The 20,642-nt window shown below is 73.4% G+C and carries 15 protein-coding genes; 8 read left to right on the forward strand and 7 right to left on the reverse strand.

The genetic code is table 11. The features are described 5' to 3' along the window. Positions 1-174 precede the first annotated feature (174 nt). The 6 genes from ACLQ27_RS20745 to ACLQ27_RS20770 all read left to right on the forward strand — a co-directional run bounded on the left by ACLQ27_RS20745 (position 175) and on the right by ACLQ27_RS20770 (position 7,614). Entirely contained in the window at positions 175-3,570 is a 3,396-nt protein-coding gene (locus ACLQ27_RS20745) for an error-prone DNA polymerase (RefSeq protein ID WP_357496785.1), read from the forward strand. A 94-nt stretch (positions 3,571-3,664) separates the two neighbouring features. Next, positions 3,665-3,844: a hypothetical protein gene (locus ACLQ27_RS20750; RefSeq protein WP_425868328.1), complete on the forward strand. Its 180-nt coding sequence runs from the start codon at positions 3,665-3,667 to the stop codon at positions 3,842-3,844. Continuing rightward, entirely contained in the window at positions 3,841-4,611 is a 771-nt protein-coding gene (locus ACLQ27_RS20755) for a methyltransferase domain-containing protein (RefSeq protein ID WP_425868329.1), read from the forward strand. Before ACLQ27_RS20750 ends, ACLQ27_RS20755 begins: the two co-directional genes overlap by 4 nt. Beyond that, a complete protein-coding gene (locus ACLQ27_RS20760) occupies positions 4,608-5,780 on the forward strand; it encodes an alkaline phosphatase family protein (RefSeq protein WP_425868199.1) in 1,173 nt (390 codons plus the stop codon). The genes ACLQ27_RS20755 and ACLQ27_RS20760 overlap by 4 nt, the downstream gene beginning before the upstream one ends. Before the next feature lie 62 nt (positions 5,781-5,842). Further along, positions 5,843-7,102 (forward strand): DNA polymerase IV, encoded by a 1,260-nt coding sequence (locus ACLQ27_RS20765; protein WP_425868200.1) that lies wholly within the window; start codon positions 5,843-5,845, stop codon positions 7,100-7,102. 116 nt (positions 7,103-7,218) lie between these two features. Further along, on the forward strand, positions 7,219-7,614 hold the full coding sequence (locus ACLQ27_RS20770; protein WP_234590673.1) for a DUF3040 domain-containing protein: 396 nt from the start codon (positions 7,219-7,221) through the stop codon (positions 7,612-7,614). Between the two features lie 296 nt (positions 7,615-7,910). Here the strand turns inward: ACLQ27_RS20770 and ACLQ27_RS20775 are convergent, their stop codons facing one another. From ACLQ27_RS20775 to ACLQ27_RS20785, 3 genes are read right to left on the reverse strand one after another with little or no spacing between them, the layout of a single operon-like run. Further along, positions 7,911-10,385: a transglutaminaseTgpA domain-containing protein gene (locus ACLQ27_RS20775; RefSeq protein ID WP_425868202.1), complete on the reverse strand. Its 2,475-nt coding sequence runs from the start codon at positions 10,383-10,385 to the stop codon at positions 7,911-7,913. A gap of 16 nt (positions 10,386-10,401) precedes the next feature. Next, positions 10,402-11,700 carry a DUF58 domain-containing protein gene (locus ACLQ27_RS20780; protein WP_357499100.1) on the reverse strand — a complete coding sequence of 433 codons (1,299 nt, stop codon included), beginning with the start codon at positions 11,698-11,700 and terminating at the stop codon, positions 10,402-10,404. 1 nt (position 11,701) lies between these two features. Next, the gene (locus tag ACLQ27_RS20785) at positions 11,702-12,754 is read right to left on the reverse strand and encodes an AAA family ATPase (RefSeq protein WP_234590654.1); all 1,053 of its coding nucleotides are present in this window, start codon (positions 12,752-12,754) and stop codon (positions 11,702-11,704) included. Between the two features lie 401 nt (positions 12,755-13,155). On the opposite strand from ACLQ27_RS20785, the gene leuS reads away from it, so the two are divergent. Then, a complete protein-coding gene (leuS, locus tag ACLQ27_RS20790) occupies positions 13,156-15,996 on the forward strand; it encodes a leucine--tRNA ligase (RefSeq protein WP_425868204.1) in 2,841 nt (946 codons plus the stop codon). A gap of 176 nt (positions 15,997-16,172) precedes the next feature. Here the strand turns inward: leuS and ACLQ27_RS20795 are convergent, their stop codons facing one another. Genes ACLQ27_RS20795 through ACLQ27_RS20810 form a run of 4 tightly spaced genes read right to left on the reverse strand, consistent with a single transcriptional unit; the run spans position 16,173 to position 19,666 of the window. Further along, the gene (locus tag ACLQ27_RS20795) at positions 16,173-17,027 is read right to left on the reverse strand and encodes an aminoglycoside phosphotransferase family protein (RefSeq protein ID WP_425868206.1); all 855 of its coding nucleotides are present in this window, start codon (positions 17,025-17,027) and stop codon (positions 16,173-16,175) included. Positions 17,028-17,029: 2 nt separating this feature from the next. After that, positions 17,030-17,713, reverse strand: a complete 684-nt coding sequence (locus tag ACLQ27_RS20800; protein ID WP_357499094.1) for a TVP38/TMEM64 family protein — start codon at positions 17,711-17,713, stop codon at positions 17,030-17,032. Then, on the reverse strand, positions 17,710-18,429 hold the full coding sequence (locus ACLQ27_RS20805; RefSeq protein WP_354856127.1) for a type 1 glutamine amidotransferase: 720 nt from the start codon (positions 18,427-18,429) through the stop codon (positions 17,710-17,712). The genes ACLQ27_RS20800 and ACLQ27_RS20805 overlap by 4 nt, the downstream gene beginning before the upstream one ends. Beyond that, a complete protein-coding gene (locus ACLQ27_RS20810) occupies positions 18,419-19,666 on the reverse strand; it encodes a MurT ligase domain-containing protein (RefSeq protein ID WP_234590677.1) in 1,248 nt (415 codons plus the stop codon). Before ACLQ27_RS20810 ends, ACLQ27_RS20805 begins: the two co-directional genes overlap by 11 nt. A 356-nt stretch (positions 19,667-20,022) precedes the next feature. Here ACLQ27_RS20810 and mraZ point away from each other — a divergent pair, with 356 nt between their 5' ends. Next, the gene (mraZ, locus tag ACLQ27_RS20815) at positions 20,023-20,454 is read left to right on the forward strand and encodes a division/cell wall cluster transcriptional repressor MraZ (protein WP_007463034.1); all 432 of its coding nucleotides are present in this window, start codon (positions 20,023-20,025) and stop codon (positions 20,452-20,454) included. Positions 20,455-20,642 lie beyond the last annotated feature (188 nt).

Raw genomic sequence — 20,642 nt, forward strand, 5'->3', positions numbered from 1 at the left:
CAGGCATCAAGATGCCTGTGAGTCATCACGCTCATTAGGCACTTCGCCGCTGGCGGGGCAGCCGCCATCGTGCTCGTCGTCGGCGCGGCCGCTCACCGCCCTGCGCCTGGTCGATCATGCCGCCGCCGGAGCGGCCCGACCGGCCGGAGCGGCCGGCGCGGGCGGAGCGGCCGGATGAGCTTCCACAACCCGAAGATGCCCTGGTCGGAGTTGGAGCGGGTGCTCTCCGGCCGGGCCGACGGCGGCTCCGGCGGCTCCGGCAGGTCGGGCGGCGGGCGGTCGCGCGAGGAGCGGCACCTGCACGTGGTGGACCCGCTCGCCGTGGACGCTGACGGTGGGGACTCCCCGGCCTGGAGTCGCCGGCGCGAGCAGTACCAGCCGCCGGAGCTGCCCCGCCCCGACGGCGTGGTGCCCTACGCGGAGCTGCACGCGCACACCAACTTCAGCTTCCTCGACGGCGCCAGCCATCCCGAGGAGCTGGCCGAGGAGGCGGCCCGGCTGGGGCTCACCGCGCTCGCCGTCACCGACCACGACGGCTTCTACGGCGTGGTCCGCTTCGCCGAGGCGGCCCGCACGCTGGGCCTGCCGACCATCTTCGGCGCGGAGCTGTCCCTCGGGCTGCCCGGCCCGCAGAACGGCGAACCCGACCCGCACGGCGCGCACCTGCTGGTGCTCGCGCACGGTCATGAGGGATACGCCCGGCTGGCCACCACCATCGCCCGCGCCCAGCTGCGCGGCGGTGAGAAGGGCCGCCCGGTCTACGGGGAGCTGGAGGAGGTCGCCGCCGAGCTGCGCGACCACGTGCTGGTGCTGACCGGCTGCCGCAAGGGGCACGTGCCGGGCGCGCTGCTCACCGAGGGGGTGGACGCGGCGGCCCGCGAGCTGGACCGGCTGACCGCGCTCTTCGGCGCGGAGACGGTGGCGGTGGAGCTGACCGACCACGGGCATCCCGTCGACGCCGACCGCAACGACGCGCTCGCCGAGCTGGCCGCCGCGGCCGGGCTGCCGACGGTGGCCAGCAACAACGTGCACTACGCCAGCCCCGGTCGGCGTCGGCTGGCCACCACTGTCGCCGCCGTCCGGGCCCGGCGCAGCCTCGACGAGATCGACGGCTGGCTGCCCGCGGCGGCCACCGCCCACCTGCGCAGCGGCGCGGAGATGGCGGCCCGGTTCGCCGCGTACCCGGGCGCGGTGGCCCGGGCCGCCGAGTTCGGCGCCGAGCTGGCCTTCGACCTGCAACTGGTCGCGCCGCAACTGCCGGCGTACCCGGTGCCGCCGGGGCACACCGAGATGAGCTGGCTGCGCAAGCTGACCGCCGACGGGGCGCGGGAGCGCTACGGCCCCCCGCAGGCGCACCCGAGCGCGTACGCGCAGCTCGACCACGAGCTGAACATGATCGAGGAGCTGGGTTTCCCCGGCTACTTCCTGGTGGTCTACGACATCGTCTCGTTCTGCCGTGAGCAGGACATCTACTGCCAGGGCCGGGGCTCGGCGGCCAACTCGGCGGTCTGCTACGCGCTGCGCATCACCAACGTGGACGCCGTCCGGCACCGGCTGCTGTTCGAACGGTTCCTCGCCCCGGAGCGGGACGGCCCACCGGACATCGACGTGGACATCGAGTCCGACCGCCGGGAGGAGGTGATCCAGCACGTCTACACCCGATACGGCCGCGAGCACGCCGCCCAGGTAGCCAACGTCATCTCCTACCGGCCCCGCTCGGCGGTGCGGGACGTGGCCAAGGCGTTCGGCTTCTCACCCGGTCAGCAGGACGCCTGGAGCAAGCAGATCGACAGGTGGGGCTCGGTCGCCACGGTCGACGTCGAGGGCATCCCGGAGCAGGTGGTGGAGTACGCCAACGAGTTGCAGACGTTCCCCCGGCACCTGGGCATCCACTCCGGCGGCATGGTGATCTGCGACCGTCCGGTGATCGAGGTCTGCCCGGTGGAGTGGGGGCGGATGCCCGGGCGCAGCGTGCTCCAGTGGGACAAGGACGACTGCGCGGCGGTCGGCCTGGTGAAGTTCGACCTGCTCGGCCTCGGCATGCTGTCCGCGCTGCACTACGGCTACGACATGATCGGCTCCCGGCTCGACCTCGGCGACATGACGCTGGACGACCCGGAGGTGTACGACATGCTCTGCCGGGCCGACTCGGTGGGGGTGTTCCAGGTGGAGAGCCGTGCGCAGATGGCCACCCTGCCCCGGCTCAAGCCCCGCGAGTTCTACGACCTGGTGGTCGAGGTGGCGCTGATCCGACCCGGCCCGATCCAGGGCGGCTCGGTGCACCCGTTCATCAGGCGCAAGAACGGTCAGGAGCCGGTGACCTTCGCCCACCCGCTGATGCGCAACGCGCTGGAGAAGACCCTGGGTGTGCCGCTGTTCCAGGAGCAGTTGATGCAGCTCGCCATCGACCTGGCCGGTTTCGACGCGGCCGAGGCCGACCAGCTGCGCCGGGCGATGGGCGCGAAACGCTCGGTCGAGCGGATGAACCGCATCGCCGACCGGCTCTACGCCGGGATGGCCGAGCGGGGCATCACCGGCGAGCTGGCCGACGACGTCTACCGCAAGCTCACCGCGTTCGCCAGCTACGGCTTCCCGGAGAGCCACGCGATGAGCTTCGCCTACCTGGTGTACGCCAGCTCCTGGCTCAAGCGCTACCACCCGGGGCCGTTCCTGGCCGCGCTGCTCAACGCCCAGCCGATGGGTTTCTACTCCCCGCAGACCCTTGTCGACGACGCCCGCCGGCACGGGGTGGAGGTTCGTCGCCCGGACATCAACGCCAGCGGGGCGCTGGCGGTGCTGGAGTCCACCCCGGACACCCGGTGGGGCAGCGGGCCGGGGGAGCCGCCGCACGCCTGGGGGCTGGGCGGTCCGGCCGTCCGGCTGGGGCTGTCCAGCGTGCGTACCCTCGGCGCCGAGGTGGCCGAGCGGATCGAGGCCGAGCGGGCGGCCGGCGGGGCGTACCGCGACATGCCGGATCTGGCCCGGCGGGTCGGCCTCACCGCCGCGCAGCTGGAGGCGCTGGCCACCGCGGACGCCTTCGCCTGTTTCGGGCTGACCCGGCGGGAGGCGCTCTGGGCCGCCGGTGCGGCGGCCCAGGACCGGCCGGGCCGGCTGCCCGGCACGGTGACCGGCGCGGCGGCGCCCACGCTGCCCGGCATGGAGGCGGTGGACCGGCTGGTCGCCGACGTGTGGGCCACCGGCCTGTCGCCGGAGAGCCACCCGGCCCGGTTCATCCGGGGGCAGCTCGACGTGCTCGGCGCGGTGCCGATCGCCCGGCTCGGTCGGGTGGAGCCGGGCCAGCGGATCCGGGTCGGCGGCATCGTCACCCACCGGCAGCGCCCCGCGACCGCCGGCGGAGTGACCTTCCTCAACCTGGAGGACGAGACCGGGATGCTCAACGTCACCTGCTCACCGGGGCTGTGGCAGCGCTACCGGCGGGTGGCCCGCACCAGCGCCGCGCTTGTGGTCCGGGGTCGACTGCAACGGCACGAGGGGGTGACCAACCTGGTCGCCGACCGGCTGGACGCCATCGAGCCGCCGGTCAGCCCCGCGTCCCGCGACTTCCGCTGATCCAGTGATCCACATTACGGTTTCCGGCGCCCCCGGGCGGGAGACTCGTCCTGAGCGGGCAGAGCGGCCCGTGATCCGTGAGGGGGAATGACAAGTGATGGGGAACGACACGTACACCGGCGGCGGGATCGCCAACGCCCGACGGACCCGGCTGGGCGCCGGCTGGATGCCGTCGCACCTCACCGACCCCCGCGAGTACGAGGTGACCAACGGTCCGGTGGCCAACGAGCGCCGGTCCCGGGCCGAGGACGCTGTCGAGGGCGCCGAGTCCTGACCACTAGGCTCGACCGGGTGGAACAGACCCGAGGCCGGTTCGTCGGGCCCCCGCTGACCCCCCGTACCGCCGCGATCTGGTCGGTGCTGCGCGCCGAGCTGGACCGGCGCGGCGACACCGAGCTGACCGTGCTGGACGTGGGCGGCGGGACCGGCGGTTTCGCCGTCCCGCTGGCCCGCGCAGGGCACCGGGTCACCGTCGTCGACGCGAGCCCCGACGCCCTCGCGGCGCTCACCCGTCGGGCCGCCGAGGCCGGGGTCGCCGACCGGATCGTGGCCGTGCAGGGCGACGGCGACGCCCTGGCCGGGCTGGTCGAGCCGGCGAGCGTCGACCTGGTGCTCTGCCACGCCGTGCTGGAGGTCGTCGACGACCCCACACCGGTGGTCGCCGCGCTGGCCGGCGCGTTGCGCCCCGGCGGCGCGGCCAGCGTCCTGGTGGCCGGCCGGGCCGCCGCCGTGCTGGGCCGGGCGATGAACGGCCATCTGGACGTGGCGACCGCACTGGCCGCCGATCCGGCCGGCACCGCCGGGCCGCGCGACACGCTGCGCCGCCGCTACGACGCCCCCGGCGCCGCCGCGCTGCTCACCGCCGCCGGGCTGGCGGTCGAGGAGATCCACGGGGTACGCGTGCTGGCCGACCTGCTGCCCGCCTCGGTCGCCGACGGGCAGTCCACGGCCCTGGTCGAGCTGGAACTGGCGCTTGCCGCGCAGTCCCCCTACCGGGACCTGGCCGCCCAACTGCACCTGTTCGCCCGCCGGCCGGCATGACCGTCGCACCGGGCGGTGGGCCGCCGCCGCTGGCCGTCCTCGGCCCGCCGCGCAGCGGGGACCGACTCGCCGACGTGCTGCCCAGCGCGCTCGCCGTGCTGGGCGTGCCCGGGTCGACCGACCCGCTCGGGCTGGTCCCGGCCCTGGCCGGGGTACGCCGGATCGCCGTACTGCTGGTCGACGGGCTCGGCTGGTACCAGCTGCCGACCGCCGCGCCGCACGCGCCGACCCTCGCCGGGCTGGCGGCGACGGTGGGTCGGCCGCTCATCGCCGGTTTCCCGTCCACCACGCCGACGAGCCTCGTGACGCTCGGCACCGGCGTCGCGCCCGGCGCGCACGGCGTGCTCGGCTTCACGGTGCGGGTGCCCGGCACCGATCGGGTGCTCACCCACACCGACTGGGCCGCCGACCCGTCGCCGCTGCGCTGGCAGCCGGTGCCCACCCAGCTCCAACGGGCCCGCGCCGCCGGTGTGACGACGACCGTGGTGAGCCGGCCCGAGTTCGGCGGCAGCGGGTTGACAGTGGCCGCCAACCGGGGCGGCGACTTCCGGGGCGCCGCCGGCGCCGACGAGGTGGCTGGCACCATGCTGGCCGCGCTGTCCGCCGGCGACGGGCCGACCCTGGTCTCGGGCTACCACGCCGACCTGGACCGGCACGGGCACCTCAGCGGAGTCGACTCGGCGCCCTGGCGGGTCGCCGCGACCGAGGTGGACACCCTGCTCGCCCGGCTGCTCGACGGGCTGCCGCCGGACGCGGCGCTGCTGGTGACCGCCGACCACGGGCAGCTCGACGTGCCCCTGGCGCACCGTTTCGACCTGGACACCGATCCACGACTGCGCGACGGGGTCCGGGTGGTCGCCGGCGAGGCCCGGGTGCGCTACCTGCACGCCCAGCCGGGCGCGGTCGACGACGTGGTGGCCGCCTGGTCGGCGGTGCTCGGCGACGCGGCGCGGGTGCGTACCCGGGAGGAGATGGTGGCCACCGGCTGGTTCGGGCCGGTGCCCGAGGAGCACCTGGAACGGATCGGCGACGTGGTGGTGACCTGCAACGACACGTACGCCGTCATGGCCAGCCGCACCGAGCGGCCGATGGCGTCGAAGCTGGTGGCGTACCACGGGGCGGACACCGCGGCCGAGCTGACCGTGCCGCTGCTGGTCGTGCGGGGCTGACCGGCGCGCGGTCCGGCCGGTCGGCCGGTGGTGCTGTCGTACCCCCGGGTTAACCTGCTCCGATGGGCCGCAGCCAGTCGTTGCCCCGGGGCGACGATCCGCGCTTCGGGCCGGACGCCGACGATTCCGCAAGCCCGATCCTGCACATCGACATGGACGCCTTCTTCGCCGCCGTCGAGGTGCGCCGTCGACCCGAGCTGCGCGGCCGGCCGGTCATCGTCGGCGGTGTGGGGCCGCGCGGCGTGGTCAGCTCGGCCAGCTACGAGGCCCGCCGGTACGGGGTCCGCAGCGCGATGCCGACCAGCCAGGCCCGCGCCCGCTGCCCCCACGCGGTCTACCTGCCACCGGACTTCACCGCCTACACGGCCGCGTCCCGGGCGGTCATGCAGATCTTCCGGGACGTCACCCCGCTGGTCGAGCCGCTCTCCCTCGACGAGGCGTTCCTCGACGTTGCCGGGGCGCGCAGACTGTTCGGCTCCCCGGCGACCATCGCCCGGTTGATCCGGCGTCGGGTCGCCGACGAGCAGGGGCTGACCTGCTCGGTCGGTGTGGCGCCGAGCAAGTTCGTGGCCAAGCTGGGTTCCACCCGGGCCAAACCCGACGGGCTGTTGGTCGTGCCTCCGGGGCAGGTCCTGGAGTTCCTGCACCCGCTACCGGTGAATGCGCTGTGGGGCGTGGGGGAGCGGGCCGCCGAGACACTGCGCCGGCTCGGCCTGGCCACCGTCGGCGACCTCGCCGCGGCGCCGCTGGGCCTGCTCCGCCAGGCGGTGGGTGCGGCGTCCGCGGCGCACCTGCACGAGCTGGCCGCAGGGCGTGACCCGCGGCGGGTGACCCCCGAGCATGTCGACAAGTCGATCGGCGCCGAGGTGACCTTCGACGCCGACGTGGCCGACCCGCTGGAGATCCGCCGCGCCCTGCTGGCGCTCAGCGCGAAGGTCGGTGTCCGGTTGCGCGGTTCCGGCCAGGTCGGGCGCACGGTCACCCTCAAGGTGCGGCTGGCCGACTTTCGCACCGTCAACCGCTCCCGCACCCTCGGCGTGCCCACCGACACCGCCCGCGAGATGTTCGACACGGTCTGGGCGCTCTACACCGCACTGGACCCGGGCGAGCGGATCCGGCTCGTCGGCGTCCGGGTGGAAGGGCTCGCCTCGGCGCAGGGCGCTCCCCGGCAGTTGACCCTCGGCGCACCCGAGCGCGGTTGGCGGGAGGCGGAAGCCGCCGCGGACGCCGCTGCTGCCCGATTCGGGCGGTCCGTCATAGGTCCGGCCAGTCTGATGGGCGACCGTGACGCCCATCGAAAGGAAAATCCGCCCCACCCGTAGGTCGTCCCGCTTTCCGACGCGCGACCCCCCTCGTAGACTTGCGGGTAAGCAGCCGGTTGGCTGCCACGGTCTGTCGGCCCGAGTGGGCCCGACCAACGTGACCGGGGAGGAGTGCCGTGCCGCTCTCGGAGCACGAGCAGCGGCTGTTCGAGCAGATCGAGCGGTCGCTTGCCGAGGACCCCAAATTCGCCTCGGCCGTGCGCGCCAGCGATCCGCGCTTCCACGCGCGGCGTCGCCTGCTCGTCGCTGCCGGCGTGATCATCGCTGGCTTGGCTCTACTGGTCTACGGCGCGGTGATCAAGACTCCACCGCTCGCGGTGGCGGGCTTCGTCGTCATGCTGGCGTCGGCCGCGTTCGCGGTGCAGTCGCACCGGCGGGCGCAGTCACCTGACCTGCACGTGGTGGGTGGCACGACGAGTCGTCGTCCCCGCGGTGGCCGGTCCGGTCGCCGCCGGTCGATCCTGGACCGGATGGAAGACAGGTGGCGGCAGCGCCCGGAGGGGCACCGCTGAGCCCGTCCCGCCGCTGAGGCGGGCCGTACACCGCGACGAGCGGGTCGCCGGGAACGCCCCGGCGACCACTGTCGCATCCGCGTGCCCGCCGCCTCCCGCCGCCGGGCGTCACCCCGCTCCGCGCTCACCCCGCGCGTCACCACCGAGACCGCGCCGATCTTGCGGTTTCTGTCGTCCAGATGCGCAGGATGCCCCTTATGTGGCGACAGAAAGTGCAAGATCGCTGGGGCTGGGGCTGGGGCTGGGGCTGGGGCTGGACGGGGGCGCCATCAGCGGTGCCCCCGTCCGGGCCTCGGTCAGCGCGCCGCCCGGTCGGCCAGCATCCGCCGGGGATTCCAGCGCAGCAGCCGGTAGCGGAGCCGTCCGGTCAGCGCCACCAGGCGCCCGGAAGCGTCCGCCAGGGCGATCCGCCAGCGCAACAGCACCGAGGGCGGCAGCACGGTGGCGACCAGTCGGGTCCGTCGATCCGCCTGGGCGGCGAGCGCCCCGCGGATCGCGCGGAGCGCAGGCGGCAGCGGTTCGCCGGTCAGCGGGTCCCGCGCGTACCGGGCCCGCTCCTCCGCCCGGCCGAGCAGCCGCGCCGCTCCGACCGCCGCCGTGTCGTCGACGAGGGCATCGCGGACCAGCCGGTCCGCGGTCGCCCGGGGCGTCTCGGTCTGGTCCACCCGGACCTTGAAGTCGACCATCGTGTCCAGCAGCTCGGCCCAGGCGGCGTGCGCGTCCGCGCGAGCGCGGGTGGCGTCCGCCTGGACCACCATCACCGGCTTGCCCTCGGCCGACGGGATGTCGTCCGGCATGGCGGTGGCCACCGTGGCCTCCGCCCGGCCGGCCCGCCGCCGGCGCAGCGCCAGTCGACGAAGCGCCGGCACCGCCAGCAGCGCCAACAGGGCCAGCACGCCCGCCGTCCACCATGGCCAGACCGGCGGCTGCTCGGCCGGCTCCGTACCACCGAGGGAGAGGCCGGAGTCGGTGTCACGGTCCGCGTTGTCCGGGCCGGCCGGACCCGCCGAGGAGTCCGGATCCGTCGGGCTGTCCGTGGCGCCCGTCTCCGGGCTGGACGGCTCGGGCGCGTCAGTGTCCGGCGCCCAGGCCGACCGGGTGGAGCCGGGCACGCCGTACGCCGGGGTGGCGTCGAACGGCACCCAGCCGATCCCGTTGAAGTAGACCTCGGTCCAGGCGTGCAGGTTGAGGTTCGTCAGGGTGTACGTGTCGCCGTCGCGCTTGCTGCCGTTGGTGAACCCGAACGCGACCCGGGCCGGGATGCCGGCCGAACGGACCAGCCAGGCCATGGCGGCGGCGTACTGCTGGCAGTAGCCGACCTTGTTGGTCAGGAAGTTGACGATGTCCTGGCCGCTGCTGCCGCTCTCGGTGCTGAGGCGGTACTTGAAACCGTTGTCCGCCGAGAAGTGCTGGTAGATCGCGAGGACCCGGTCGTACTCGGTGCGCTTGCCCTGGGTCAGCCCCTTGACCAGCTCCTCCACCTCGGGCACCGGGCCGGGGGTGGCGGTCTGCTGCCGGCGGACCGGGTGGTCGGCCGGCAGTGGCTCCGCGGCCCGCAGGGCCGCCGGAGTGTACGTCGAGCGGACGTAGTCGAACGTGTACTTACGCCCCCGCGAGCTCTCCCGGTTGGAGAAGACGATCTGCTGGTTGGAGTCGTAGAGCCAGTTGCCGTTCAGGTCCTTGGTGCGCACCGGTACGGCGTACACCGGCATCAGGGACATGCTCAGGCTCTTGGTCACCTCGACGGTCGCCCGGTACTCGGTCTGCTGCACCCCCGGGCCGGCCTGCTCGTTCGGGTTGGGCAGATCGCGGTTGGCCGGCTGGCCGCTCGCCGCTCGGGCCTGGAAGCCACTCGGGCGCAGGTCGTCGGCCACCGCGTAGCGCAGGTAGAACGGGTTCGGCTCAGAGGTGGTCACCTTGACCAGGTCGGCCACCTCGGACTGGTTGAGCTGGCCGGCGAGCGACGCGAACAGGTCGATCCGGCCGGACGAGCCGCCCGAGCCCCGGCCGGTGCCGCTGCCGTTGCCCGTGCCACCGGAGAGCGAGTCGAGCAGCCCACCGGTCATGCCGGGCACCGCCAGGGGCAGCGCCACGGCCACCACCACGCCGACCACGGCGAGCCGGCGGCCCGCGGAGGCCAGCGGCGACGCCTCCCACACGTCCACGTCACGACCGTCGCCGGTGAACCGCCGGCCGAACCGACGGACCCGGTCGACGTTGTCGGTGACCAGCAGCCACAGGTAACCGGCGGCGCCCACCACGAACGGCGTCGGGGGGACGCTGTCCACGTAGACGGCGACCGGCACCGAGTAGATCGCGAGCATCGGCAGCCCGGCCAGCGCGGGCCGTCGCAGCCCCACCGCCAGCACGTCCACGAGCACGGCCACCCCGCCGACGCCGAGCACGGTGATGAACAGCAGCGGGTCCGTGTCCGGAACCTCGACGCCGTACGAGCGCATGTCCTGCATCGAGCCGGCGAGCAGATCGGTGAAGTGCTCGATCGTGGCCGGCGTGGGCAGGAAGGTCAGCAGCTCGCTGCCGCTGGGGAACAGCCAGGTGAGCGCGAGCAACAGGGCGGCCAGCATGCCGAGCACCTGACCCCAGAGCGGTGCGCGGACGAGCCGCGTCAGCGCGGCGACCCCGGCCACCACTGCGACGGCGATCGCGCACTGGACCAGCCACGTCCAGGTCTGGAAGATGGCCGACAGCGGCGCGGCGGCGAGCAGTGTCGCGGCGGCCGCCACCGCGCCGGTGTTCCGGCTGGCGATCATGAGGGGAACCTTCCGTTCATCGCACGCCGCCGGCGACCGTCTCGGCCAGCGCGGCGCGCAGGGCGAAGCCCTGGGATCCTCGGCCGGCCTGCGGCCACAGCGCGGGCAGTCGGCTGCCGTGGTCGACGCCGACCACCCGCCAGCCACTGCGCACCATGGCCAGGACCGCCGAGCCGTGCGCGTGCTCGGCCTCGGCGCGGGCCTTCTCCGGCAGGCTCAGCCAGGTGGAGCTGTCCAACAGGAAACCGGCGCACGTCGCGCCGTTGCCGCGCAGCCCGGCCAGCAACTCGGCCTCGGCGACGCTGACCATGCCGAACAGCCCGATGATCAGGCCACCGTCGGCGCGCTGCCGAACCCGCTGGACCAACCCGGTCACGTCGGCGCGCTGGTCCAGACGGACCTCGGCCAGGTGGTCGAGCAGCACACCGTCGCCGCCGCCCTCCGAGGCGTCCACGTCGACCCCCGAGCCGGTGACCAGGCGCAGCTTGTAGCCGGACTGCCGCAGGTGCACGGCGATGCTGGCGGCGGCGGAGACCGCCCACTCGAAACTCGACGTCGGGCCGTCGCCCCGGTGGCCGTACGCGCGGGTGTCCAGGACGACGGTGGCCCGACTCTCCCAGGGCTGTTCCTCCCGGCGCACCATCAGCTCGCCGGTGCGTGCCGTGGACTTCCAGTGCACCCGGCGCAGGTCGTCGCCCCGGCGGTACTCCCGGGTCGCCGCGTCGTCCTCGCCGTGCACCGCCACCGAGCGGGCCCGGCTGTCGCCGCTGCCCGCGTACTCCCCGGGGAGCCGGACCGACGGCAGGGGGGTGACCTGCGGGATGACCGTCAGATGGTCGGTGCTGGGGAAGGAGCGGGTGAGCTCGCAGAGGCCGAACGGGTCGGTCATCCGGACCACCAGCGGGCCCACGTCGTAACGGCCCCGCACGTCGGCGCGCACCGTGTACGCCACGGAGCTGGCCTGGTGCGCGCCGAGCCGTTCCAGCACGACCCGGGGTCGGCTGCCCAGCGCGTAGGGCAGCCGGTCCTCCAGCAACAGGGTGCCGGTGGGCAGCCGGGAGAGGTTCTGCAGGCGCAGCACGACCCGCGAGTTGGCCCCGACCGGGACCCGGTGCGGGTCCAGCGACCGGTTGCAGGCCAGCTTGTAACGGCTGCGACCCACGTAGGCGGCGGCCAGCAGCGGCAGGACGGCCAGCAGCACGGCCACCCGGAGCAGGTCCTTCTCGCCCAGGATGATGGCCGAGATCGCCGCCGCGATCGCGGCCGCGAGGAACGAGCGCCCGCGGGTGGTCAGCCCGCGCAGCCCGGCACGCACGTCACGGCCTCCGCGGCTCGTAGGGCGCGCGACCGTTGCCGGTGGCGGGTCGGGTGTCGTAGGGGCTGCGTTGCCGGTCGTGCGGCAACGGCAGCCGGTGCACCAGCTCGGAGACGATCGCGTCGGTGGTGCGTCGGGCGAGCTGCGCGTCGGCCGTCGGGATGATCCGGTGCGCGAGCACCGGCACCGCCAGGGCCTGCAGGTCGTCGGGGAGCACGTAGTCGCGACCCTCCAACGCGGCGACCGCCCGGGCCGTGCGCAGCAGTTGCAGGGTCGCCCGGGGGGACGCGCCGAGGCGCAGGTCGGGGGCCTCCCGGGTGGCGGTGACCAGGTCGATGGCGTACTGCTTGACGGCGTCCGCGACGTGCACCTGCCGGACGGTGGCGATGAGCTGCCGGACGATGTCCGCGTCGGAGACCGGGCGCAGCTCGTTCAGCGGGTCGGTGCCGCCGTGCCCGTCCAGCATGGCCAGCTCGGCGCCGGCGTCGGGGTAACCCATCGCGATCCGGGCGGTGAACCGGTCGCGCTGCGCCTCAGGCAGCGGGTACGTCCCCTCCATCTCGATCGGGTTCTGGGTGGCGATGACCATGAACGGGGTCTGGAGCTGGTAGGTCACACCGTCGACGGTGACCTGCCGTTCCTCCATGCACTCCAGCAACGCCGACTGGGTCTTCGGCGACGCCCGGTTGATCTCGTCGCCGACGACCAGGTTGGCGAAGACCGCGCCCGGGCGGAACTCGAAGTCGTGCGTCTCCTGGTTGTAGACGCTGACGCCGGTGACATCGCTGGGCAGCAGGTCGGGGGTGAACTGGATCCGGCGCACCGTGCAGTCGATGGACCGCGCGAGGGCCTTGGCCAGCTTGGTCTTGCCGACGCCGGGAACGTCTTCGATGAGGAGGTGGCCCTCGGCGAGCAGGACGGCCAGGGCCAGCCGCACGGTGGCGGTCTTACCCTCGATGACCTGCTCGATGTTGGCCACGATGGCCTCGCTGGCGGCGCGGAACTCGTCGTGCGGCAACAGGCCGCCCACCTCGTCCCAGGTCTGTTGTGTCACGGGCCTCCTCCTCGTCGCCGTCACGGCAGCTCTGTAGAGAGCACCTGGACCCGCCGTTGGGTTCGCGACGTCGAGCCTCGTTTGCCGCAGGATTCTCACTGGCCTCTCAGGCTAACCATGTTTGTCGTTATCGCCGACCCCCGCAGGTAGTCCGCCGCTTACGCACGGATATTCGCCGAGATGGGGGATCGAGCCGACCGCGCCGGCGGTTCCTCCGGCTCCGTCGGCGACGGGGTACACTGCCGGGCATGGCCGGAGTCTTCCTGCTTCTTACCGGGCCGTGCTGATGCGCTGAACGCGCGACAGCACGGCGGCCCCTCCTGCGCGAGGGGCTTTTTTGTGCCCGCCGCCGGTCCGGCCCGGTGGTGCCGAGACGAAGCGAAGCGAAGCGAGGAGAAACGATGAGTGAGGCAGCCGCACCGGCGGGCGACATCCCCCCGTTCCGGTACACCGCGGCCCTGGCTGACGAGATCGAGACCCGTTGGCAGGACACCTGGGCGCGCGAGGGCACCTTCCACGCACCGAACCCGACCGGTCCGCTGGCCGATCCGGGCCACCCCCGGGCCGGGGCGGAGAAGCTGTACGTGCTGGACATGTTCCCGTACCCGTCCGGCGCCGGCCTGCACGTCGGCCACCCGCTGGGCTACATCGGCACCGACTGCTACGCCCGCTACCAGCGGATGGCCGGGCGCAACGTGCTGCACGCGATGGGCTTCGACGCGTTCGGGCTGCCCGCCGAGCAGTACGCCGTGCAGACCGGCACCCACCCCCGCACCACCACCGTCGCGAACATCGAGCGGTACAAGGCGCAGCTGCGCCGCCTGGGACTGGCCCACGACGAGCGCCGCTCGGTGGCGACCATCGACACCGACTTCTACCGCTGGACCCAGTGGATCTTCCTGCAGATCTTCAACTCCTGGTACGACCGCGACGCCGGTAAGGCCCGGCCGATCGCCGAGCTGATCGCCGAGTTCGAGGGCGGCAACCGGCCCACCCCGGACGGCCGGTCCTGGGCCGAGCTGAGCGTCGCCGAGCGCCGCGGAGTCGTCGACGACCACCGACTGGCGTACGTCTCGGAGGCGCCGGTGAACTGGTGCCCCGGGCTGGGCACCGTGCTGGCCAACGAGGAGGTCACCGCCGACGGTCGCTCCGACCGGGGCAACTTCCCGGTCTTCAAGCGCAGCCTGAAGCAGTGGAAGATGCGGATCACCGCGTACGCCGACCGGCTGCTGGACGACCTGGACAGCCTGGACTGGCCCGAGCCGATCAAGCTGATGCAGCGCAACTGGATCGGTCGCTCCACCGGCGCGCACATCGACTTCCCAACCACCCGGGAGCCGATCCGGGTGTTCACGACCCGCCCGGACACCGTCTTCGGGGCCACCTACATGGTGCTGGCGCCCGAGCACGAGCTGGTCGACACGCTGGCGCCGGCCACCTGGCCCGACGGCACGAGGGACGCCTGGACCGGCGGGCACGCCAGCCCCTCCGAGGCCGTCGAGGCGTACCGCAAGGCGGCGGCCGCCAAGACCGACGTCGAGCGGCAGTCCGACAGCAAGGAGAAGACAGGCGTCTTCATCGGCGCGTACGCCACCAACCCGGTCACCGGTGGGCAGATCCCGATCTTCATCGCCGACTACGTACTGGCCGGCTACGGCACCGGCGCGATCATGGCGGTGCCCGCCCAGGACGAGCGGGACTGGGCGTTCGCCGAGGTGTTCGAGCTGCCCATCGTGCGTACCGTGCAGCCGGCGGAGGGCTTCGACGGCAAGGCGTACACCGGGGACGGCCCGGCCATCAACAGCGCCGCGCCCGAGCGCGGCCTGGACCTGAACGGCCTGGGGGTCGCCGACGCCAAGGCGGCGATCATCGCCTGGCTGGAGGCCAACGGCCACGGCACCGGCGCGGTGACCTACCGGCTGCGCGACTGGCTGTTCTCCCGCCAGCGTTACTGGGGTGAGCCGTTCCCGATCGTCTACGACGAGACCGGCGCGGCCATCGCCCTGCCGGAGGAGATGCTGCCCGTCGAGCTGCCGGAGGTGGAGGACTTCTCCCCGAAGACGTTCGACCCGGACGACGCGGCCTCCAACCCGGAGACCCCGCTGTCGCGACGCCGCGACTGGGTCGAGGTGGAGCTGGACCTGGGCGACGGGCCGAAGCGCTACACCCGCGAGACCAACGTGATGCCGCAGTGGGCCGGCTCCTGCTGGTACGAGATGCGCTACCTGGACCCGACCAACTCCGAGCGGTTCGTCGACGCGGAGAACGAGCGGTACTGGATGGGTCCGCGCGGCGAGGGCGACTGCGGCGGCACCGACCTGTACGTCGGCGGCGCCGAGCACGCCGTGCTGCACCTGCTGTACGCGCGGTTCTGGCACAAGGTGCTGTTCGACCTGGGGCACGTGTCGTCGTTCGAGCCGTTCCGCAAGCTGTTCAACCAGGGCATGATCCAGGCGTACGCGTACACCGACTCGCGTGGCAGCTACGTGCAGGCCGAGGACGTCGTCGAGCGCGACGGCGCCTACTACCTGGGCGACCTGACGGTCAACCGCGAGTACGGCAAGATGGGCAAGTCGCTGAAGAACGTGGTGACCCCCGACGACATGTGCGCCGCCTACGGCGCGGACACCTTCCGGGTGTACGAGATGTCGATGGGCCCGCTGGAGGTGTCCCGCCCCTGGGAGACCCGAGCCGTGGTCGGCTCGTACCGGTTCCTGCAGCGCGTCTGGCGGGCGATCGTCGACGAGCAGACCGGCGCGGTGCGGGTCACCGACGACCCGGCCGACGACGCGACCCGCCGGCTGCTGCACAAGGTGATCGACGGGGTCCGTGGCGACATGGACGGCATCCGGTTCAACACCGCTATCGCCAAGCTGATCGAGCTGACCAACGGGCTGACCCGACTGTCGACCACGCCACGGGAGGTGGCCGAGCCGCTGGTGCTGATGGTGGCGCCGTTCGCCCCGCACGTGGCCGAGGAGCTGTGGCGCAAGCTGGGCCACGACACCTCGCTGACGTACGCGGACTTCCCGACCGCCGACCCGGCGCTGCTGGTGGCCGAGACGGTGACCTATCCGGTGCAGGTCAACGGCAAGGTCCGGGGCCGCATCGAGGTCCCCGCCGACGCCGCCGAGGAGACCGTCCGCGCGACGGCCCTGGACGCGGTGGCCGCCACCCTGGCGGGCAGGGAACCCCGCAAGGTCATCGTGGTCCCGGGCCGCCTGGTCTCGATCGTCGCCTAACCACCCCACCCACCCCTCCCCGCCGCCCCCCGCCCCGCCCCCGCCCCTCGTCCGGTCGATCATGGAGTTGTGGTGCCCGAGTCGCCCCGGGCCAGGGGATTCGTCCCCACCACGACTCCATGATCGACGCGACCGGGCGGGGTGGGGCGGCGCGGGGGCGCGGATGGGGTGGGGGGTTAGGGGGACAGGGGGGTGGCGACTGTGCGGCGGTGGGTGTGCAGCCAGTCCTGCCAGCGGCGGATCACCGCCACCGCGCCCGCGTCGCGCAGGCGGCGCATGGCCGGCACGTCGCGGTCGGCGTCGGCGTCGATGCCCCGCCAGGTGCTCCCGATCTGGTCGAGCATCACGTCCACCAGTTCCGCCCGGGGCAGCAACCCCGGGCCGGCCGCGTCGTAGGCGGCGCAGAGCACACGACACCGCCGACCCAGCTCGGCCGGGTCGGCGCCCTCGCCCAGCGGGGCCCAGTGCCAGCCGGCGAACGCCACGTCCTCGATCCGGCGGCCCGGCCGGGCAAGGTCCCAGTCGATGAAGGCCACGGGCAGCGGCCCGGTCGGGGAGTCCCGGTACACGGTGTTCTTCGGCGACAGGTCGCGGTGGCACACGGTCTCGGCGTCGCCGGCCAGGTCGGTGCCCGCACACGCGTCGTGCAGCCGGCGGATCAGCTCGGCCAGCCGCACCAGCGCCGCGTCGGCGAAGAACCCCGGATCCTCCCGGTCCCGCCACGGCACCCGCCCCGCGACATAGCTGAGCACCTGCCGACCGCGGTCGTCGACGCCCAGGTGCCGGGGCGCGAGGTCCGCGCCCACCTCGGCCAGGTGCCGCAGCAGCGCGCCGACGAAGTCCAGGTTGGCCGGTGGGGTACGTCGTACCGTGTCGCCGATCCGGACCACGTCGGCGACGTAGCCACCGGTGAGCGCCTCCTCGACGTCGCCGCCGGTGGGCGGTTGGTCGGCGTGGCCGCCGGTGGGCGGTTGGTCGGCGTTTCCGCTGGTGGGCGGCTGCTCGGCGGCGCCGTCGGTCGGCCCGGGCATGGTCAGGCCGGGATCCGGCGGCGGCGTCGTTCGCCGCGCCACCACTGGTGGACGAGCACGAGGCTGGCGATCAGGCCGAGGCTGGAAGGGGCGGCGGCGTACCAGTTGATGTGCCCGGGTGAGCTGACGGCCGCGCCGATCGCGGCGTAGCCGAACGCGGTCGGCGCGGCGGCGATCACGCTGCCGGCCAGGAACGGCAGCATTCGGGCGCCGGTCGTGCCGTAGCCGTAGCTGACCAGGCCGAAGCCGGCGATCGGCAGCAGCCGGACGGTGATCACGCCGACCACGCTCTGCCGGGCGAACCACCCGTCGAGGCGGGCCAGTCGGCCCCGGACCCGCTCGGCGACGAACTCCCGGCCGAGCAGCCGGCCCACCGTGAACCCGATCGCCGCCGCCACCAACGCGGCGCCCAGGGCGTACGCCGCGCCCTCCAGAGGGCCGAAGATCGCGCCCGCGGCGAGCGTGATGAAGGTACGGGGGACCAGCGCGACCAGCAGCAGCGCTCCACCGAGGATCGCCGCCACCGGAGCGAGGCCGCCCAACCGGTCGGCCAGGTCCGGCAGGTGCGCCAGATCCGGTCGGGGCAGCAGGAGCAGCAGCAGCCCGCAGCCGCCGATCAGCAGCACGAGCAGGGCGAACCGGGCGGCCGACGGCTGCCGGAGCAGCCGCCGGACGGCTCGGATCATGCCCGGGCGGGGGCCACTGCGGCGCGGCGCTCGTTGCGCAGCCGGTCCGACCAGGTGTCGTCCAGCGGAGGCAGCTGGTGTGCCCCGGTGGCCCAGCGCAGCAGCAGGTCGGCCAGGGCCGGGTTGCGGGCCAGTGCCGGGCCGTGCGAGTAGGTGCCCAGCAGCTTGCCACGCCACGCGCCCTCGGTGGCGCCGTCGTTGCCGACCCCGGTGGTGACCCGGGCGAGCGGGGCGACCTCCGGACCGAGGTGGGTGCGACCGCCGTGGTTCTCGAAACCGGTCAGCGGAGGCAGGCCCAGCCGGGGGTCGATCTCACCGGCCAGCTCGCCGACGGCCCGGCTCTCGCCCCGGTCGGACTGCAGGTCCAGCAGCTCCAGCCCTCGACACTGGACGCCCTTGGCGAAGAAGGAGGTGCCGAGCAGCTGGTAGCCGGCACAGACGCCGAAGACGACCGAGCCCTGGGCGACCGCCCGGTGCAGGCCGCCGTCGGCGATCAGCCGCTGGGCACCCAACGCCTGCGGGCCGTCCTCGCCCCCGCCGACCAGGTAGATGTCGGCGGTCGCGGGCAGCCGCTGGTCGGAGCGGACCTCCAGCACCTCGACCGGCATGCCCCGCTGGCGGGCCCTCCGGGCGAGGATCAGGGCGTTGCCCCGGTCGCCGTAGGTGGACAGCAGGTCGGGGTAGATCCAGACGATGCGCAGGCTCTCAGATGACACGGTCCAACTCCGCTCGGATGTCCTGGAACGCGGTGTAGTTCGCGATGACCTCCAGCCGCCCGGGCGGGACCGACCGGATCGCGTCGTCGAAGGTGCGTACGTGCTGGAACGGTACGTCGTTGACGTCCAGTCGGACCGCCAGGTCGTAGGCTCGGTCGCCGGTGATCAACACCTGCCGGCCGCGCAGCGGGGCGAAGTCGACGTCGTAGAGCCAGGAGGTGTCCAGACCGTCGGGGTCGCGCGCGTTGATGGAGAGCAGTGTCGGCGCGTCGTCGGCCATGTCGAAGGCCTCCAGCCAGCTGGCCGGGTTCTTGGCCAGCAGCAGCCGGATGTTGCGCCCGTCCTTGTCGACCTGCGCGTAACGGCCGGCCACCGAGGTGACGATGCCGAGGCGAGACACCGCGTCGACGGGGCGTACGCCGAACTCGGCCGCCACGGCCAGCGCGGTCGCCGCGTTGCCGAGGTTGACCTTGCCGGGCAGCTGGAGGGAGACCTTGTGCCAGGCCCCGGTGGGGTCGAGCACGCCCTCGTCCTCGACGACCCAGTTCGGCTCCGGTCGGCGCAGCGCACAGCCGGTGCACCACCACTGCTCGCCCGAGCGCTGGATCGTGGAGCCGCACTCCGGGCAGACCCAGGAGTCGTCGTGCCAGCGCTGGCCGGCGCTGAACCAGGTCACGTGCGGCGGGTTGATGCCCCGGGCGGGGTCGCCGGGCGGGGTGGCGGCCCAGACCACAAGCGGGTCGTCGGCGTTGGCCACCACCCGTACGTCGGTGTGCCGGACCAGCGCCGCGCGCCAGAGCTGCGCCATCATGGCGACCTCCTTGGCCCGGTCCAGCTGGTCGCGGGAGAGGTTCAGCAGTGCCACCACGTGCGGTTCGGTCGACTCCAGCACCTGGGCGAGGTAGTGCTCGTCGACCTCCAGCACCGCGTACGGGGTGCTGCCGGCCTTGGCCAGCGCCGAGGTGTGCCCGCTGGGCATGTTGGCGCCGAAGGAGTTGGTGGCGACCCGGCCGAGCACGCCGACCGCGGCGGCGGTCAACCGGGTGGTGGTCGTCTTGCCGTTGGTGCCGGAGACGAGCGCGATGGCGCGTCCGGCCGACAGGTGCGCCAGCAGGTCCGGGTCGATCTTCAGCCCGATCCATCCGCCGATCACCGATCCGTCGCCACGGCCGGCGGCCCGGGAGAGCGCCGCGGCGGTCCGTGACACGGAGCTGGCCACCTTGGCCCGTAGGGGCATTTTCGCGTCCGTCACGCGAGCGAGGTTACCGGACCGCCCGCCTCACCAGATCGCCGCCGACGGTGAACCGTTCGGCCGTGGCGTCCGCGCGGGTGGTCGGTTTGCGCTCCACCGGACGGAGTCGATCTATGTCGGAAAGCGGACCACGCCGGGGGAGGGCTCCGGCCCTCCACTCCGCTCCACCCCGTGTGACGTGCGGTTTTGCGCGTGAATCGACCGCGCCACGCGGGCGAATCTGGTTGCAGGTGGAGGGAAGTGGAGTAAGGTGGGGCCCAATGGTGAGGCCGGGAGGGCTCACCGGCCCGGGGGGTCAGCGGCGCCGCGAACGCCGCTCAAGGGCGAGGGGGTAGGGCCGGATGTTCCTCGGCACCCATACTCCGCGCCTGGACGACAAAGGCCGGTTGATCCTTCCGGCCAGGTTCCGGGATGAGCTGGCGGGGGGTGTCGTGGTCACCAAAGGGCAGGATCGTTGCCTCTACGTCTTTCCGACACCCGAGTTCCAGCGGATCGCGGAGCAGTTGCGCGCGCAGCCGATGACGCACAAGGCGGCCCGGGCCTACAGCCGGGTCTTCTTCGCCAGCGCGCACGACGAGGTGCCGGACAAGCAGGGCCGCGTGACCATTCCGGCACACCTTCGCCAGTACGCCGCGCTCGACCGTGACCTGGTGGTCATCGGCGCGAGCACGCGGGTGGAGATCTGGGACAAGGTCGCCTGGGAGACCTACCTCGCCGAGAGCGAAGACGACTTCGCCGACATCGAGGAGGGGGTGCTGCCCGGCGGTCTGTAGGGCGGAACGGCGCCCGACGTACTGCGAGATCTCCAGCCGCTTTCGAGTTCCTGGCACCCCTTCCCCGGTGCCAGGCGCACGATCCAGTCATCGGGCGCGCGTCCGGTGTCCGGCGGGAGCGGATGGGGATCTGGCGGTACGACGGCAGCGCCGTCGCCACGGCAGGCGCGCGAGAAGAACGGACGTTT

The sequence above is a fragment of the Micromonospora sp. DT63 genome, assembly GCF_049841615.1.
Taxonomy (GTDB): Bacteria; Actinomycetota; Actinomycetes; order Mycobacteriales; family Micromonosporaceae; genus Micromonospora.

What these genes read in the sequence shown, in the direction of transcription:
- ACLQ27_RS20745 (WP_357496785.1), top strand. Translation starts at nt 175, where the DNA reads ATGAGCTTCCACAACCCGAAGATGCCCTGGTCGGAGTTGGAGCGGGTG.
- ACLQ27_RS20760 (WP_425868199.1), top strand. Translation starts at nt 4,608, where the DNA reads ATGACCGTCGCACCGGGCGGTGGGCCGCCGCCGCTGGCCGTCCTCGGC.
- leuS (WP_425868204.1), top strand. Translation starts at nt 13,156, where the DNA reads ATGAGTGAGGCAGCCGCACCGGCGGGCGACATCCCCCCGTTCCGGTAC.
- ACLQ27_RS20800 (WP_357499094.1), bottom strand. Translation starts at nt 17,713, where the DNA reads ATGATCCGAGCCGTCCGGCGGCTGCTCCGGCAGCCGTCGGCCGCCCGG.
- ACLQ27_RS20810 (WP_234590677.1), bottom strand. Translation starts at nt 19,666, where the DNA reads ATGCCCCTACGGGCCAAGGTGGCCAGCTCCGTGTCACGGACCGCCGCG.
- ACLQ27_RS20765 (WP_425868200.1), top strand. Translation starts at nt 5,843, where the DNA reads ATGGGCCGCAGCCAGTCGTTGCCCCGGGGCGACGATCCGCGCTTCGGG.
- ACLQ27_RS20795 (WP_425868206.1), bottom strand. Translation starts at nt 17,027, where the DNA reads ATGCCCGGGCCGACCGACGGCGCCGCCGAGCAGCCGCCCACCAGCGGA.
- ACLQ27_RS20775 (WP_425868202.1), bottom strand. Translation starts at nt 10,385, where the DNA reads ATGATCGCCAGCCGGAACACCGGCGCGGTGGCGGCCGCCGCGACACTG.
- mraZ (WP_007463034.1), top strand. Translation starts at nt 20,023, where the DNA reads ATGTTCCTCGGCACCCATACTCCGCGCCTGGACGACAAAGGCCGGTTG.